This is a genomic window from Mesorhizobium sp. LNHC229A00 (genome assembly GCF_000502415.1).
Lineage (GTDB): Bacteria > Pseudomonadota > Alphaproteobacteria > Rhizobiales > Rhizobiaceae > Mesorhizobium.
Window position 1 is genome coordinate 41934 of the sequence record NZ_AYWQ01000007.1, and the last position, 15547, is coordinate 57480.

10 protein-coding genes and 2 pseudogenes are annotated in these 15547 nt (G+C 58.6%); 4 read left to right on the top strand and 8 right to left on the bottom strand.

Annotated features, from left to right (window positions below; genetic code table 11):
• Nucleotides 1-129: 129 nt before the first annotated feature.
• The 3 genes and pseudogenes from X742_RS153265 to X742_RS0137120 form a co-directional block, all read right to left on the bottom strand.
• Nucleotides 130-1074, bottom strand: coding sequence for a GDP-L-fucose synthase (locus X742_RS153265; protein ID WP_023772716.1), 945 nt, complete (start codon nucleotides 1072-1074; stop codon nucleotides 130-132).
• A pseudogene (locus tag X742_RS0137115) lies at nucleotides 1074-1805 on the bottom strand (GDP-mannose 4,6-dehydratase); the annotation flags it as partial. The pseudogene X742_RS0137115 and the gene X742_RS153265, both read right to left, overlap by 1 nt.
• Nucleotides 1806-1807: 2 nt before the next feature.
• A pseudogene (locus tag X742_RS0137120) lies at nucleotides 1808-2290 on the bottom strand (GDP-mannose 4,6-dehydratase); the annotation flags it as partial.
• Between the two features lie 974 nt (nucleotides 2291-3264).
• Between X742_RS0137120 and X742_RS153260 the strand changes: the two are divergent.
• Together X742_RS153260 and X742_RS153255 are read left to right on the top strand one after the other, a co-directional pair.
• Complete coding sequence (locus X742_RS153260) at nucleotides 3265-4251, top strand: nodulation protein NodZ (RefSeq protein WP_023711832.1); 987 nt, start codon at nucleotides 3265-3267, stop codon at nucleotides 4249-4251.
• Between the two features lie 240 nt (nucleotides 4252-4491).
• Nucleotides 4492-5907, top strand: a complete 1416-nt coding sequence (locus X742_RS153255) for a mannose-1-phosphate guanylyltransferase/mannose-6-phosphate isomerase (protein WP_023772717.1) — start codon at nucleotides 4492-4494, stop codon at nucleotides 5905-5907.
• Between the two features lie 199 nt (nucleotides 5908-6106).
• On the opposite strand, the gene X742_RS153250 is transcribed toward X742_RS153255, so the two are convergent.
• From X742_RS153250 to X742_RS153225, 5 genes are all read right to left on the bottom strand, one after another.
• Nucleotides 6107-7663 carry an E2 ligase fold family C protein gene (locus X742_RS153250; RefSeq protein ID WP_023772718.1) on the bottom strand — a complete coding sequence of 519 codons (1557 nt, stop codon included), beginning with the start codon at nucleotides 7661-7663 and terminating at the stop codon, nucleotides 6107-6109.
• 3 nt (nucleotides 7664-7666) lie between these two features.
• Complete coding sequence (locus tag X742_RS153245; RefSeq protein ID WP_245275556.1) at nucleotides 7667-8053, bottom strand: hypothetical protein; 387 nt, start codon at nucleotides 8051-8053, stop codon at nucleotides 7667-7669.
• 98 nt (nucleotides 8054-8151) lie between these two features.
• The gene (locus tag X742_RS153240; protein WP_245274146.1) at nucleotides 8152-8739 is read right to left on the bottom strand and encodes a putative metal-binding protein; all 588 of its coding nucleotides are present in this window, start codon (nucleotides 8737-8739) and stop codon (nucleotides 8152-8154) included.
• Between the two features lie 22 nt (nucleotides 8740-8761).
• Nucleotides 8762-9058 carry a DUF2604 domain-containing protein gene (locus X742_RS153235; protein ID WP_023772721.1) on the bottom strand — a complete coding sequence of 99 codons (297 nt, stop codon included), beginning with the start codon at nucleotides 9056-9058 and terminating at the stop codon, nucleotides 8762-8764.
• Between the two features lie 903 nt (nucleotides 9059-9961).
• Complete coding sequence (locus tag X742_RS153225) at nucleotides 9962-10474, bottom strand: hypothetical protein (protein WP_156939388.1); 513 nt, start codon at nucleotides 10472-10474, stop codon at nucleotides 9962-9964.
• Nucleotides 10475-10600: 126 nt separating this feature from the next.
• Here X742_RS153225 and X742_RS153220 point away from each other — a divergent pair, with 126 nt between their 5' ends.
• Complete coding sequence (locus X742_RS153220; RefSeq protein WP_023772724.1) at nucleotides 10601-14602, top strand: hypothetical protein; 4002 nt, start codon at nucleotides 10601-10603, stop codon at nucleotides 14600-14602.
• 267 nt (nucleotides 14603-14869) lie between these two features.
• Nucleotides 14870-15538 carry a hypothetical protein gene (locus X742_RS153215; protein ID WP_023772726.1) on the top strand — a complete coding sequence of 223 codons (669 nt, stop codon included), beginning with the start codon at nucleotides 14870-14872 and terminating at the stop codon, nucleotides 15536-15538.
• The last annotated feature ends 9 nt before the right edge of the window (nucleotides 15539-15547 follow it).

Consider the following 15547-nt stretch of genomic DNA (forward strand, 5'->3'; position numbering starts at 1 on the left):
TCCGGGTCCGGCGGGGCTCCTCGCGGCTGGCTCACATGAGCGCTATCGCCATCGAGTGATTGTCTCAGTCTACATTAGCTCTGGGTCCCGAAAGCGCGTACAGGCCTGAGACGCAGCAAATCCTCTTATCTATCGCCGTTCGGTGTAGCTCCCGTTCAGAAATGCATGATAGACACTCTCGATGCCTTCCATGAGAGTGATCTTTGCTGCCCACCCCAAAGTGCGCAGCTTGTCGACGCTCATCAGCTTTCGCGGTGTACCGTCAGGTCTAGAGTGATCATGCGCGATCTCCCCAGTAAATCCGACTACACGGCAGATCATTCTAGTCAGCTCTAGGATCGTGATGTCCTGTCCGCAGCCGAGATTGACGTGATCATGGTCAGAGTAGTTCTTCAGAAGGAAGACTAATGCGTCGGCGCAGTCGTCGACGTGCATGAATTCCCGACGTGGTGTGCCCGTGCCCCAGATGGTGATTTGCTTATCACTTATGAGCTTAGCTTCATGCGCTTTCCGGATCAGCGCTGGGATGACGTGGCTTGACTGCAAGTCATAATTGTCGCCTGGCCCGTAGAGATTCGTCGGCATAGCGGAGATGTAGTCGCGGCCATATTGCTGGCGATAGGCTTGAGCCATTTTGATGCCGGTGATCTTGGCGACGGCGTAGCATTCGTTGGTGCGCTCTAGTGGCCCGGTCAAAAGCGCGCTTTCAGGAATGGGCTGTGGTGCCATCTTCGGATAGATGCAAGACGAGCCGAGGAAGAGGACGCGGTCGACATTGTTTTCGTGGGCTGCCGCGAAGATATTGGCCTCGATCATCAGATTGTCGTAAAGAAAGTCGACCGGATAGGTGGCGTTCGCGAGAATACCACCTACCTTTGCCGCCGCCATAATGATAGCGTCCGGTTTCACCACTGCCACGAAGTTTTCAACTTCGGTCTGTCGCTTGAGGTCTAGCTCTCCCCGAGGGGCGGCCACAACTTTGCAGTCTTCAGACGCGAGTCGGCGTACAACAGCGCTGCCCACCATACCTTTGTGGCCAGCGACCCACACGGTTTTTCCGTTCAGATCATACATTACGCTTCCTTCATGACTACAGATGTCTGCATGACCTTCAGGTCTTCGCGTACCATTTCCGCAGCAAGCTCGCGCACGGATGTCTCATGCACCCAGCCGAGCTTCTCCTTCGCCTTGGTAGCGTCACCCAGGAGAAGATCGACTTCCGTGGGGCGGAAGTAGCGTGGGTCCACTTGGACTAGGCATCTGCCGCTCGCAACATCATAGCCCTTTTCGCCGACACCCTTGCCACGCCATTCGATCTCGACGCCGATATCTTCGAAAGCCCACTCGACGAATTGGCGGACAGGAGTCGTTTTGCCCGTAGCCAGCACGTAATCATCCGGTTGATCCTGCTGTATCATCATCCACATACCTCGCACGTACTCACGCGCATGGCCCCAATCGCGTTGAGCATCGAGATTGCCGAGATAAAGCTTGTCCTGCTTGCCCAGGTAGATAGCAGCGGCAGCGCGGCTGATCTTGCGCGTCACAAAAGTTTCGCCACGAAGGGGGCTTTCGTGATTAAAAAGAATGCCGTTGGAAGCGTGCATACCATAGCCCTCGCGATAATTGACGACCATCCAGTAGGCGTAGAGCTTGGCGGCGGCGTAAGGGCTGCGCGGATAAAAGGGCGTCGTTTCGTTCTGCGGTACGGACTGCACGAGGCCGTATAGCTCTGAAGTCGAGGCTTGATAGAAGCGGGTCTTGTCCGTCAGACCGAGGAGGCGAATCGCCTCAAGAAGTCGCAATNGGCGTAAGGGCTGCGCGGATAAAAGGGCGTCGTTTCGTTCTGCGGTACGGACTGCACGAGGCCGTATAGCTCCGAAGTCGAGGCTTGATAGAAGCGGGTCTTGTCCGTCAGACCGAGGAGGCGAATCGCCTCAAGAAGTCGCAATGTACCGATACCGTCCGCGTTTGCTGTGTATTCAGGTGTTTCGAACGACACCTGCACATGGCTCTGAGCAGCCAAGTTGTAAATTTCGTCTGGCTGAGATTCCTGAACCACGCGGATGAGGTTAGTCGAATCAGTGAGGTCACCGTAATGCAAGATCAGGCGCGGATCGGATTCGTGCGGGTCTTGGTAGAGGTCTTCGATACGACCCGTGTTGAAGGAAGAGGAACGTCGCTTAATCCCATGAACGATGTAGCCTTTTTTGAGAAGAAGACGGGCAAGATAGGCACCATCCTGTCCAGTTATGCCCGTAATAAGAGCAACTTTTCTGCTATCGCCCATTCTATTCCTGCTCTATCTAAAGTTTAAAGTTTCGGCTCCGGCTCGCCACGCCGACACAATGTGCGGCCCGCCCCGTGCCCTATGGAGCACTTCGACAGATGCGGCGCGAAGCTCGTCATTGACAGTCTGCCAGCCGAGCACACCTGCTCTTGCTTGGAGTCACAGCAAAATAGAGTTGCGCCGCTAACTGGGATTCGTACATGCGGTCAGAGTGCCGCTCAGCTCACGCCGCGAGCGACTGTACTCCAAGCACCTTGCAGCTGATTTGCTCATCTATCAGCGAGTGAGGACGCCCTTCTTTCTTGCTTCAGCGTCTTCTAATGGGAATTGTTTGGATCAGTGAAATCGATTGTTTGGATAAAGTGCATCCACAGAATGGATGGTCTGACCGAGCAGCCGGGGCGCATCGCCGGCCCGGAGTCGTAGGTCCCGAGCTTCCGTTCGGGGCGAGGACAAAGTTCGTGGCCGCGAGCCCTCACCACAGCATCCGGCACAGGTCGTGCAGAACTTTGGGAGCAGACTGCAGATTCTGTCGATCAGCTGGTTCCAGGCGCGTCGAGCTGTCGACCTCATCTCGCCCGGTACCGGTTGCTGTATGCAGCCTTGCACCCTTGGCGTCTGGCGTCGACGGAATGATTTGCTTCGGCAGGCAGTGTCGCAGCGTTTCCCGGCTGTTTCGGCTCTATTGGCCGGGCCCGCGTCAGCCGAGCCCCTTCATCATGGCATCCAACACATGGATGGCCGGCATCCACTCAATAGATTTTACATATGCCGCGGAAGCCCATTAGAGAAGGCTGAACCGGAAGCGAGGGCATCGGCTTCAAGCTGTGCGAGAGGGTTAAGTGGGCAGTGCTGAGGGAGCTCTTCTGCCCTACGGCCCGGCCTCTGCCAAGCGCCCGGCGTCAGGGTCTACTAGTGTCGACTAAGGATTCCAAGCCGGATGCAACCTCCTCTCCGAAACGAGATTTCCGAAAATGCATGTTAGTGGATTGGAAAAGCGCCGGTTCGTCGTCTCTCGGAGGCGTACGGGGTTCGGTGATTGTCTGTGGTCATTGGCGGCCGCTTGGCGCTACGCGCAGCGGTCGGGACGAACTCTAGTCATCGACTGGCGGGGGGCCTGCTACCTCGACCAACCCTTCACAAATGCGTTTCCGGTGTTCTTCCAGCCGATCAATGACATCGCTGGCGTGCCGGCTATTTCCGACGACCGGATCAACGACGTTTCCTTCCCTGGTCCATTCTTCCCGGAGTGGTGGAACAGGCCGGCGATCGAGTGCCTTTACCGGCCAGATGAGCAGATTTTCCAAGAGCGCGATGAGTTGGGCGAGCTCTTTCAGGCCGAACACGATGTCGAAGCGAACACAGTAGTGTGTGACGCTTGTCTGATGTGGCGGTGCGATGAGGATGCAGAGCGGCAGGTGTTCCAGAGTGTCCAGCCTCGGCCAGAAATTCAAGCCCGCATAGATGCCATTTATCAGGAATGTTTTGAGGGGCACAGCATCATCGGGATTCATGTTCGGCACGGTAACGGTGAAGACATCATGGAGCATGCGCCCTACTGGGCCGATCCGGAGCTCGCCGTTCGGCAAGTGTGCGCTGCAATTGACAAGGCTAAGGCGTTACCGCACCCTAGGCCTGTGCGGCTGTTCTTATGCACGGACAGCGCGCGGATACTGGATCTTCTGTCGGCCAGGTTTCCCGATCTGCTCACTGTCCCGAAGCACTTCGGATCCAATCAAGGTGGCCCCTTACACACTGCAGCACTCGGGATTGACGGCGGAATTTCCGCCCTCGTTGAGATGTATCTTCTCGGGCGCTGCGATACCGTAATTCGGTTTCCCCCGACGAGCGCCTTTACACGATATGCACGCCTTTTCGCACCACGGGTAATTGAATTCGATCTGAAAGAGCCAAGTCGTTTGACTTTGATAGAAGGCAGCCAAGTCTCTGATCTCAGTTAAGACCCGCCACCTGCGCAATTCGGCAGACGCAACCAACAGGCATAATTGAATGCGCATTTCTCACCGACGCCAGTGGAGGCGTCGTACATTACCGATAGCGTCGTCATCTGACGCCGCCTGCAACGCGCCAGAACTTCGCTGTTACGCGGGGGCCGCAGACACGCCAGAGCGACGGCGATCGTGACGCTGACGCTCGAAAGAACGCAGGCGATCACTCCAGAGACGAAATTGAGGTTGGTTATGAAAGTGATTCCCGTGATCATCAGCGGCGGAGCCGGATCGCGGCTATGGCCCGCCTCAAGGCAATCGCACCCCAAACCTTTCCTCAAAGTAGCGGATGGATATTCTCTCATTCAGCACACTGTGCTGCGCGCCGCTTCGATAGAAGGTGTCGTGGAACTCGTCGCTGTGACATCCGGGGAACACCTCTTCCTGACCAAGGACGAATTTGACGAGCTGGATTCCGTGGTCCTGCCACGCACCTTTCTGCTCGAGCCCGAAGGCCGGGATACGGCCGCCGCCGTGGCTGCAGCCGCGATCCATGCGAGGGCAACGCAAGGCCCTGACGCGATCCTGTGCGTCTTCCCGGCCGATCACCTGATTAGCAACCTGCCTGCGTTTCTAGACGCCATGGGCCTGGCCATGGAACATGCCAAGCTCGGGCGGATCGCCACATTGGGCATCACCCCAACCAGACCGGACACAGCATTCGGCTACATCGAAGCAGATGGTGAGAACGTCGTCCGTTTCGTTGAAAAACCGGATCTGGATACAGCCAAAGCCTATGTCGCGTCTCAACGCTTCTTCTGGAACGCCGGCATCTTCTGCTTCAGTGCGCAAACCATGCTCGACGAGATGGTTTTGCATTGTCCCGAGGTGCTCCAGGCCGTCGCCGACAGCTACGAGAACGGCCGCGCCAGTCAATGCCAAGGCTTTGCCAAAATCGAACTCGCGCCTGAGCATTTCGGTTCCGCGCCGCGAATCTCGCTCGACCACGCTGTCATGGAGAAGACTAACAGACTTGCCGTGATTCCTTGCGACATGGATTGGAACGACATCGGATCTTGGAACGCAATGGCCGATTTGATCGCCCCCGACGAAAGCGGGAACAGGATACGCGGCGATGTGCACATGGTTGACACGACCGGCACCTATGTGAGCTCCGACAAGCGCGTCATCGGCACGGTGGGCGTAAGCGATCTGGTGATCGTGGATTCCCCGGACGCTTTGCTTGTCACATCCCGCGACCGCGTTCAGGACGTTAAGAAGCTCTTCGAGGGCCTCAAGGCTTCGGGACATGAAGCTCATCTGGTCCATAGCACGGTACACCGGCCCTGGGGTACCTATACGGTTCTGGAGGAAGGCGAGCGCTTCAAGATCAAACGCATCGAGGTGAAGCCCGGTCGCCAGTTGAGCCTGCAGATGCACTATCATCGTTCGGAGCACTGGGTCGTGGTCAGCGGCTCCGCCAAAATCGTCAATGGCGAGCAGGAGTTGTTCCTGGGGACAAACGAATCTACTTACATCCCCTGCGGCCATAAGCATCGGCTTGAGAACCCAGGCAGAATTGACCTGGTTATCATTGAAGTGCAGAGCGGCGATTATCTCGCCGAGGATGATATCGTTCGCTTCGACGACGAATATGGTCGAACGTAGATAAGTACAAAAAACGTTAAATGGCGAGCCGTCGCTCAAGGATCTCTGTCGTGGGTTCTGGGCCTGACATTGGCAAGCAGCGGGCCGAGCGTGTCATAGTATCCGCCCCGCACTCTCATCAGGCACTCGATCGTGGTCGAAAACATCGGTGAGCGCTTGACAGCTCGCCGTCCGCGGTAACGAAGACTTCAGATATTTCTTAGGCGGACCCGTTGTTCAGCTGTCCAACGGCACAGCCGTATTTCAGCCTGTAGGCGGCAATGAAATCCTCATCGCTGCAGATGCAGCGGCCGCTGGTATCTTTGGCTTTCGGGTCATGGAGGTGAGAACCAAGGGGGCGCAGTAGATTCACGCGAGTGCTGGTTATCGGACTCATCGGAAAACCCGCACTATGCTTGACCAGGTCTGCGGCAAGCATGATCCCGGCAAGCGCTGATTGAAAGGCCATCGGAACCACGGTTCGAACGAGACGACTTCCATCGCTAAGCTGGAACACCAGACCGCCGCAGATAGCCTGCTGATAAAAGGAACGGAGGGGCTGGCCAACAAACGCGGCGAGCGGCTCAAACGGCACAGCCATCGCCGTAGCCACCCGAGCTACGAACTCATTGGGGACTCCGGTATTGGTCTGCAGGAGCGTTTTTACCTCATCGTGTGCTTCCGGCATTCCGAGTTCCTCCGCGACCAGTTGGTGTTCGTCCTTGGATTTCCCGGTCGGCATGTACATGCAGCAAAGGCAAGCCTGGCCGTCATCGAAACCATGCCGCGAGATGCCTAGATCTTGCTCCTGGGTCCAGGCGTTCGCGATCCATCCGGGCAGAGCACCTTGGACAGCTAGACGGTCGGCGGCGGTGTCAAGCGCCACACCCACTCGGTCGAATACCCAGTCGCCCCGGCGCGCAACATATTCTGCCCACTTCATAGGGTGCGCCTCGACTTCAAGGGCGGTGGACCGAAGGGCGTTGGTTGCGAGGGCCGCCTTAGAGAGGCCGACCTCCGTCTGACCTGCCAACACGTAGCGCTGCAGGTTTGAGAGTTCGATAGCTTCGTGATCAACTACATGCAGGCGCCCCGACAGACCGGATTGCCTCGCCAGCGCCCAGAGCGAGCCATGGCCTATCGCGCCGAGTCCAACGAGGTGCGTTTCGCCAAGGTCGACAGGGAAGTTGAAGGGGCTGGAATCGCCGGCGTTGCTCTTGTTGTAGGTGCATAAAGAGAGGTCGATGTTCTCGTCCAGCTCGGCGCCGGTCAGCTGGGAAGCAAAGATGGTTCGAAAGACGTTGGCCGCGGCGAAGCAGCTTGCGGCGCCAGCTCCATAGGGCAGCAAGCTCGAGCCAGAGCCCACCGGGTCCGTACGCGACAGCTTTGCCGCCCAACCCTGCGATCCCATGAAAAACGTTGGGCACCGAAGTGATGGGTGCACCGCGCCTGCAGCTACACAGACCGTCGCATACTTGCCGGAACGCCGGATGCTGATTTTTGGATTGATCGACTTTGCCAAGCGCTCGAGCGCTTGGGCTTGAGAGCTCGCGGCCATATCCAGGGGGAGTATGGCTAGAACCGGATACAGTCTGGCAAGCAACCTGACCGTAAGGTCAAGCGTCGCCTGGCCCTCGGCACACGAAGCGGCTTGGCTGTCGAAGGCCACAGCCACGACCTGCTTTTCGAGGGCTGCTTTGAAGTCGCATAGATGAAAGTCGGCCAGCACCTGAGAAGCTGCCGTGGCGGCGCGGTCGATGAAGTTAGCGAGTGCCATCGTTCAACCCGTTATCGTGATCATCCGCCTGAGTGCCGCGGATGGGACCTCATTCCAGTTCGCCTTCGCGTCAAGTCGAAAGGCGGCGACCCGAGCAAGATCGAAAGGCTCGCGGGCGAAATTGGGCACCACCAGCGACAGACACCCAGCCGTGGTAGCGACCGCGTAGGCGTCGTCGGTCGTCGAATGGTAGGCTCGGCCCGGATGGCTATGGATCTGGGCGAGGAGTTTAAGGCTGCTCTTGTAGAGCCAGACATTGAGCCGGTGTAGTTCTTCGGCCGGAACTATCACGCAAACGCCGTCGCCCGTCCGAATGTGACGCTGTGCCGGGATAACGGTCTCTGTTACGCCAAAGTGTTGGTCTTGCTGAACGCCGACCCAGAGCGCCATCCCCTCATGGCCCTGTCGCCCAACTGAGCGCAGGTGCGCCTGGACACTTGAAAGACAGTCTCGGGGAAGAGCGACTGTCTCGACATCTTTGAGCTCGGTCATTCTGGAATGGCGGGTAGGGGTGCTATCATGGCTCCCACTGAGATTTGGAACTGATACTGAAGCTGCTCCACGGGACCGGTCCCGTACTTGATGATCTTGTCCAGGATGAAGGCCAAACAGCCTTCGCCAGAACCCCGGTGGAGAAGCCATGAATCACCTGAATGGGCTGGATTGTCGTGGTATTCCCGGACGCCTGCCATGCACAGGAATGGCGTGTGTTCCGCACTGTTGGCCTGGATGAAGTCCGACAGCGACAGAGCGTTCTGCTGCATGAGGACCAAAATCATATCCGGTGGGGTTCCGGGTAGATGCGGTCGTCTCAGCATCCTAAGCAGCAAATCTTTCCGGGCAATCGGCCGGCGTATAAAGGGGTCGACGAAGACCACCGACGGAGGTCGGAGGTCGTAATTGGAGAAGTCGATCTCGACAGCTGCACCGATGATCTGTGGCTTTATCTTCGGCGGTGCGAAGATGAAGAAGGCCGTCGGGAAGCTCGCCTCGATCAGGAAACAACCCTGAGCCCGGTAAATACCTGCTTGTGTTTGGAACCAGCCGATCTGCCGATCGAACTTCGCTCGGGACACCCCAGGGTCCACAGTTTGGAGTTCAGGCACCTGCGACACCCGCCTTCAGGCTGAGGAACAGGGTCACAGGGGTCGCGAAACTGAAATCGCCAACTTCTTTGTCGACGTCGAGCAAGGTGCCGGCCTCATCCTTGAATTCCCAATTCTCGGCCGGTTGGGCGACGTTCTGCGTATTCTCAAGTGCTTTGGTGCGAATGACGTGAAGCGGCTGGTTGGGATTGGCTTCGACCTGGGTGGGCTGCCCGTTCACCACCACCGTGATCTCGATCTTCCCGGGGCCGCCGCCGTGATTTTCGCCCTTGCCCGAATCCTTCGACATTGCCCTACTCCTGTGGCTTACCAACGGCCCCCAAGGCGCCAGTGCAGACCTGCTGGTGAGCGGGCTGGCGGTCTTCAATCGTCCACTCGGCACCACGAACCGCGAGTACGCGAAAGACAGGGACAAGCTACCGAATCGGTGCTGTCTTCTTTTATGCGGGACTTGAGCGGCAAGTAAACGGCCGAAACTGCTCTTCACAACTATAATCGATTAGAGCATTGATAAAATATTGGCGCCGTACCTAATTGCGCAACCACCGGCTTGGCAGGACCAGCTTCTCGTTTGCGACGACCCGTGCGCTCGAAAAGGCAAGTTTCAAGTCTTCTCGCGTACTTGCGAAATCGATGCTCCCGATGGGCAGCACGCAGTGCACGAGCGCGTAATCACCCGGACGATCGCGCGGCCGCGCGGGACGCAGCATGACGTACCGGATTTCTATGTTCGCAAGGCCCGGCTGGCGATTGAGGTGGCCTGGGCCGAGGGTTCGCGCTCGCCCAAATTGATTCAAGAGCCTGATCCAGCCACTCACTCAGCACATCTATCTTCTGCCGAATGGCAGCTTTGCGCCGGTGGGTTCAATAGGTCATTGAAATCGGGCCTTCCACCGCCTTAAAGCAGACTTCCGCATATCGTGCTATAGGTCGCGGCCGCGCCATGGGGTAGCCGCCACTGCTAGATAGGCAAACCTGATCCTTCCCGTCTGATGAGTCCACGCACAAAAGCTCGATGGCCGTGGCGCGTTCAGTATGCTAGGCCACATTCCGTGGGGTACACGGTAGCTCAAATTGCCACCGCCGAGAGTAGCCAGCGAGAATGCGCAGCACCGTGCCGAACATGCTCCGGCCCAGGCATTGGCCTGCATCCCGGGCCAGCTTCCCGGCGGCAACCGTAGCGTTTAGTGAACTACTTCGGTGAAAAGCGCTCGATGAGCGAGACGATCGTGTCGCGCAGAGCCTTCTCGACCTGCGCAATCGGCGTCGGATTTTCCGATTCTTCTGAGCCGTTCGAATAGACATGGCCGCGCCACTCGGGTCCGTCGAAGACGCCGCCGAGCGTGGGCTGGCCATCGGCGCCCTCCACCACGGAGCGGTATTCAGGGTCTGAGTCCAGCCGCCTCTTTGGCAAGTCGGGCAAGCGAAAGGGTACAGAGGCCCCGCCCCATGTCATGTCGGCCGGGTTCCTCAACTTGATCGTGACCCGCCAGGCACCGAAACTATAGCCTTCGGGCCGATAGATGTGAACGACGACGCGATCGGTCAGGACATTGTAGTTCTCGCGAACGAAGTCCTCGATAAGGTCGCGCATCTGCTCCGTGCTTGTCTTCCCAAGCTCCTGGCAGATCGCATCGAAGTCGATTTTTGTCCGCTCGGTAACACGGGCGCGGAGGAATTCGGTCCTGGATGAGTCGGGTTGCATCACCATCTCTGCTTGTGTTACAGGTTACGCATCTTGTAGCACGCTGTGATGCGGTCTACAAGAGAACGGCATAGCAGCTTGAAGCGGAAGTAGCTTTCGCAGCGTCAGGCTCTCTGGGCATGGAAGATGGACATCTTTGATTCTGGACAGCGGCTCGGTTCACCTTACGGCGATCCTTCTCGCCAGGCGGTCGCCGCTTTGCGTGGCTACGGCTACCAGCTCTATGTCTCAGGTCTTGCCTGGGTTGGACTGGCCGACGGCGAACTTCTTCACCTCGAGGTAGCGGAGGACTATTCCGTCACGACGCGCCACGCTTTGGCCGGCACCCAGGTGAAGTATAGCGCGGGGGGCGGCAGAATAACCCTGCAGTCGGCCGATGTGCGTGCGGCAATTGACAGTTTTGTCGACACGGCTGCGCGCAATCCTAAGCGAGTAGTCTCCCTGCATTATCTGACAACCGCCGATATCGGTCTCGAGCGCCGCAAAGATCAGCACGTCGATAACCGACCCGCGTTGCATTACTGGCGTCTGGCTGCCGCCGGTGCCGATGTCGCGCCATTGCGCAAGCTGCTCGAGGGCCTCGATTTGAAGCCAGCTACGAAGGCCTATGTTTTGGCGCGGAACGACGAGTCCTTGCGATCGGAGCTCTTCGCTCGGATTCATTGGCACTGCGGTGCATCAAGTTTCGAGGACCTTCGAGATGAGCTCGAATCCGGCCTCATCGAATTTGTCGCTTCAGCGAGGCGCTTGTCGAGCCAGGTGGCCAGAAACCTATTGCCGGCAACGGTCGAGCACATCTTGCGGACTGCAACGTCCAAAGGCGCTCGCCAATTGCGTCGCGCCGACCTGCTTCGCCTGCTTGACAGCATCTCCATGGCGTCTGTGCCCGTCGATCAACTGCCTGCAGCCTTCAGCGGATCGGCCGGCCCTTTTTCACGCCCTTCGCTACTCGTCCCGACGAGCGAACTGCCGATGCCTTCCCTTGTCGCACCACGCACAGAACTCGTGGCGGACATCAATGCAATTCGGTGCAGGACGGGCATAGCAATTGCCACTGCGGCCACTGGTCTTGGAAAAACACTTCTGGCGAGACTTGTCGCTTCACGGTCCAACGATCATTGGGTCATCGTCGATTTTCGCGATCTTGGTCCCATGGAGACGGCATCGAGGCTCTCCGTCGCCATGGGCGAGTTGGTGGCGCGTCCACCGACGCATGTCATATTGGATGATCTGAACGAGATCGATCATCCCACCGTGCGCGACCTTCTTCTCCGGATGATGGCAAGCCTGCGCCGACGCAACGCGACCGCAATCGTCACATCATATCGACCACCGGCGCCGGCGACACAGCATCTGCTGTCTCCCCAGGAATCGCCTGTCTGTGAGGTCCCCTATTTTAGCGACAATGAGGTGTCAGCCCTGGTCAGCACGACGGGCGGAGAGGTCAAATACGCTGATGCCGTTCATCGCGCGGCTTCGCTGGGCCATCCGCAGCTTACGATAGCAATACTTCTACGCCTGTCAGCGGCCGGCTGGTCTCGGGCGTCGGTCGCAGCACTGCTTGGCGGCAGCATCCAGACCGAAATGGGGGCGGAGCGCCGCGCGATGCGGCAGCGGCTTGTCGCGGCGGTCCCGACAGAAGCCCAGTCTCTGCTGCTTCGAACCAGCTTGATCGGCGGCACGTTCGATCGTGGCCTGGCCATGACACTTGGGGCAGTCGCTCCACCCGTTGCTCTTGCTGGCCTGGCGCTTGACCGCCTTGTCGGTCCTTGGATCGAGCCATGGCATGGAGACCGTCTTCGCGTATCGCCATTGCTTGAAGGGACAGGGCTTGAGGTTTTCACCGCAGCAGAACGTCGGGCCATTCATCGCTGCATAGCCGACGCCCTAATGAGCAGCAAACGTCTTTCAGTGCTTGACGCTGGCACTGCCATGCGCCACGCACTCAAGAGTGATGAGGCAGCGCTGGTTGTGGCTTTCGCGGACAGCGTAATCCGTTGCAACACCGAGACGCTCGAACTTGTTGCTCCCTTTCTTGGCGAGCTGGGTTCGTTTCCAACGAACACCCCGATTTTTCCCGCAAATCCCTTCGCGTCCGTGATGATGCGGTTTGGGCAGCTCCTGTCCCTGCTTCCCAATGGTGCCCCCGCAGACGCGCAACTGTGCTGGAAGGCGCTTGAGCGCGAGCGTGCTGACGTCGAGGGAAAGGTGCTGTTCGAAGGCTCGATTCTGTCGAAGCTGTTGATTCATGAACGTGCGGGCGAGCTGTTTCCGTCATGGCTTGAGCTTCTCTTGCGCTTCGACCGTTTGACCGAAACCGATACGCGCTTGGCCGAGGTCAGCCGAGGTTTCCAATCCACGAAAGGCGGAAACGTGCACGTGACCGGCGTGCTGTTCGCCACTCAGATGCGTAACATCACGACCGTTGCGGGTTTCCGCGCCCTGATTGAGCGGCTCGACCAAGAGCATGCCGGGCTGCAGGAACGACTTTTCTCATCCTTTCAGAGCGGACGCGGTGACATATCGATCCTGGTCATGCACGCATGGCTGAAGGAATCGCGAGCGGACGCTTTCGACTGGGAGGCTGCGGCCGGCCAATATGGTGCCTGCGCGGATATCGCGATACGGTGGCAGAATCCGACGCTCGCGGTTCGTTGCGCTGTAGCCCAGTCGATCTGTCTCGATGAGAGCGGGGATGATGTCGAGCGCGCCTTTGCTTGTCTTGCGGACGCGGAGAAGCGATTTGGTTTTGACATAGCGCTGGTGCGTGCGCGCGCCAAAATCCATTGGCGGCGGCGCGATCATGCAGCAGCCTTGCCCTTGCTCGCCACCGCCGCACGCGCCGGTGGCCAGGACGCGCTCGAGCGGGCCTATATCGCTAGGGAAGCAGGCATCAGCGCCGCCGAGCTGGGTGACTGGGCCGAGGCTGAGCGTTGGTTCGAGCAGGCACGGACTGAGGCATCTGATCTGCAGTTACCGTCGGTTCGGGCAATGGCGATCGGCTTGCTTGCCGATACCGCGCACGCTGCATGTTGCGCCGGACGTCCCGACGTTGCCGTTATGAAGTTGCGTGTGGCCTTGGCGCAGTTGCCAATGATAGATTCTGACGGAACGCTTGCTGAAGCGTATTGCCATCGCGTGGTGAGGCATGCGGTTTTGTGGCTGTTCAATGAACTCACGCATAGCGTGCCCGCGGACGTTCAGGACATTCGCTATGCTCCTGGATGCGCCAGTAACCAGGAGCCTCCAGAAGAGATCCGGTCACATCCGCTGGGCGACCTTGACTTTGCCTACTACATGCTTGCGGACGCCGACGAGGCTTTGCCTCGGCCGACAGGGTTCCACCTGGAATTTCGGCGGTATCTGATTAAGGGACCGATTCTTTCGTCGGAGATTTCGCGGATCATCGCGGCGGGTCGCAAGGCTATCGTGAGCCACAACGCGACGGACTTTGTGCCGCTGCTGCGCCATCACGCCGCAATGGCCGCCATGGTGGAGGCTGGCGGCGGGCGCGACTCTGGCGAGCAACTGCAAAATCCCGAGCGCGGCGTCGTCCCGCCCGCGATCATAGATGACGCAGCGGATCCGGAGGTCTTGCGCGGAGGCGAAGACATGCTTCTCAGTTTCTCGATCGCAGCCGCGCTTGCAGGTGCGTTCGCCGCTGTGGATAGCGTCGTTCAAGCCGGCTTGGGTACGGCGGAGATTTCTTGCTTGCACCCGCTTCTTGAGCGAATGACTGGCAAGCAGAAAACAATCGGCACCGATCGCCACGGGGCGGCACTGTCCGTTGATACCCTTCGGCGCGATGTAACGGGCGAGCCTGTCATCCTTTGGTGGGCGGGCGCATGGATGCTTTTCCACGTTCGCGCCTCTAAGCTGCGAAGCGGAGTGGCCGAGCCGCTCGTTTCCTGGATCTTCGACAAGTGGTCCGATCTTGCAGGAGAAGGGCGTTTCAGGCTGGCGACGCCCACCGTCAACGTCCCGCCGATGGCGGCGGTCCTCTCGGCTTCGGACCGCTCTCTGCCGAACGCTGCGCGTCTTCTGCTTGCAGCCGCGCCGGCTGCGTCGGTTCACATGGGGAAAGACATGCGTGAAAATCTGGAATTGTTGGCAAAGAGCGACCGTTGACCGCCGCCGCGCCGCAAGGATCGCTCTGGGGACTTCGGCGAGCGTCGTTTCCAAAGTCGTCGTCGCTGTCTGAGACATAGAAATCGCCGAAATGGCAATCCTTTTCATCTCGCATCGAAGGCCTCTTTGTCGTTGAGATATCGAGGCCGGCGAAGCTTGCGATCAGGATCCGAATAGCGCTCCGCGAACAGATAGCGCATGATGGGCCTTGCGTGCCCGTTCCGCCGCTCTTCGAGCCTGGACGGCTGTCCATGAGGTGAGGGGATCATGGCATCAATCGTCTTCATTCTCGGCCTGATCGGCTTCGCCTTGTTCACAGATGGCGGGCAGGAGGCGCTGCTCTCTAGCTCAGCGACCGTGCAGGGTTCACTTTCGATCCTGTGCGGAGCCCTCATTCTTTCAGTGGTTGGCTTCCTCTTCATGATTTCGCTGGCGACCAGGCGGTGGCAACAGCAATTTGCTATCGCGGCCGCGAGCATGTTCATGGTGGCGTTCGCCGTGGCTGTCGGCCTAGCAGGAAGTGATCAACAGGCCCTGATCTGCGTTGTCGCCTTGGCCTTCGCCCTGATTCCGTGGCTTTGGATCTACAGCGTGCGAGGCCTGGTCAAGACGGCAGCGGTCCTGCAGACCTGGCGCTTCAGGATATTGTCGCTGGCTTCGTTGCTGTTTCTTATATTTGCGGTTTTTGCTTCTACGTTAGGCGGCATCATCGGCCCGGTCGCCTCATGTTTTGCGATCGGGGCCTTGATTGTCGCAATCCTTGGCTGCTTTGCGCAGATGCCGGCAAGAAGATACGTCTTTCGTAGCGTGATCCTGTCTACCTTGGCCGGCTTCATCTTTTACCAAGCGGCGCCGATCCGTGAGATCCCCGATCCAAAGTTGTTTTCCACTCCGCCGCCGTGGCCTGTCCGGAGGCGGCAGCTCCGGCAGGGATGATGGAGGTGG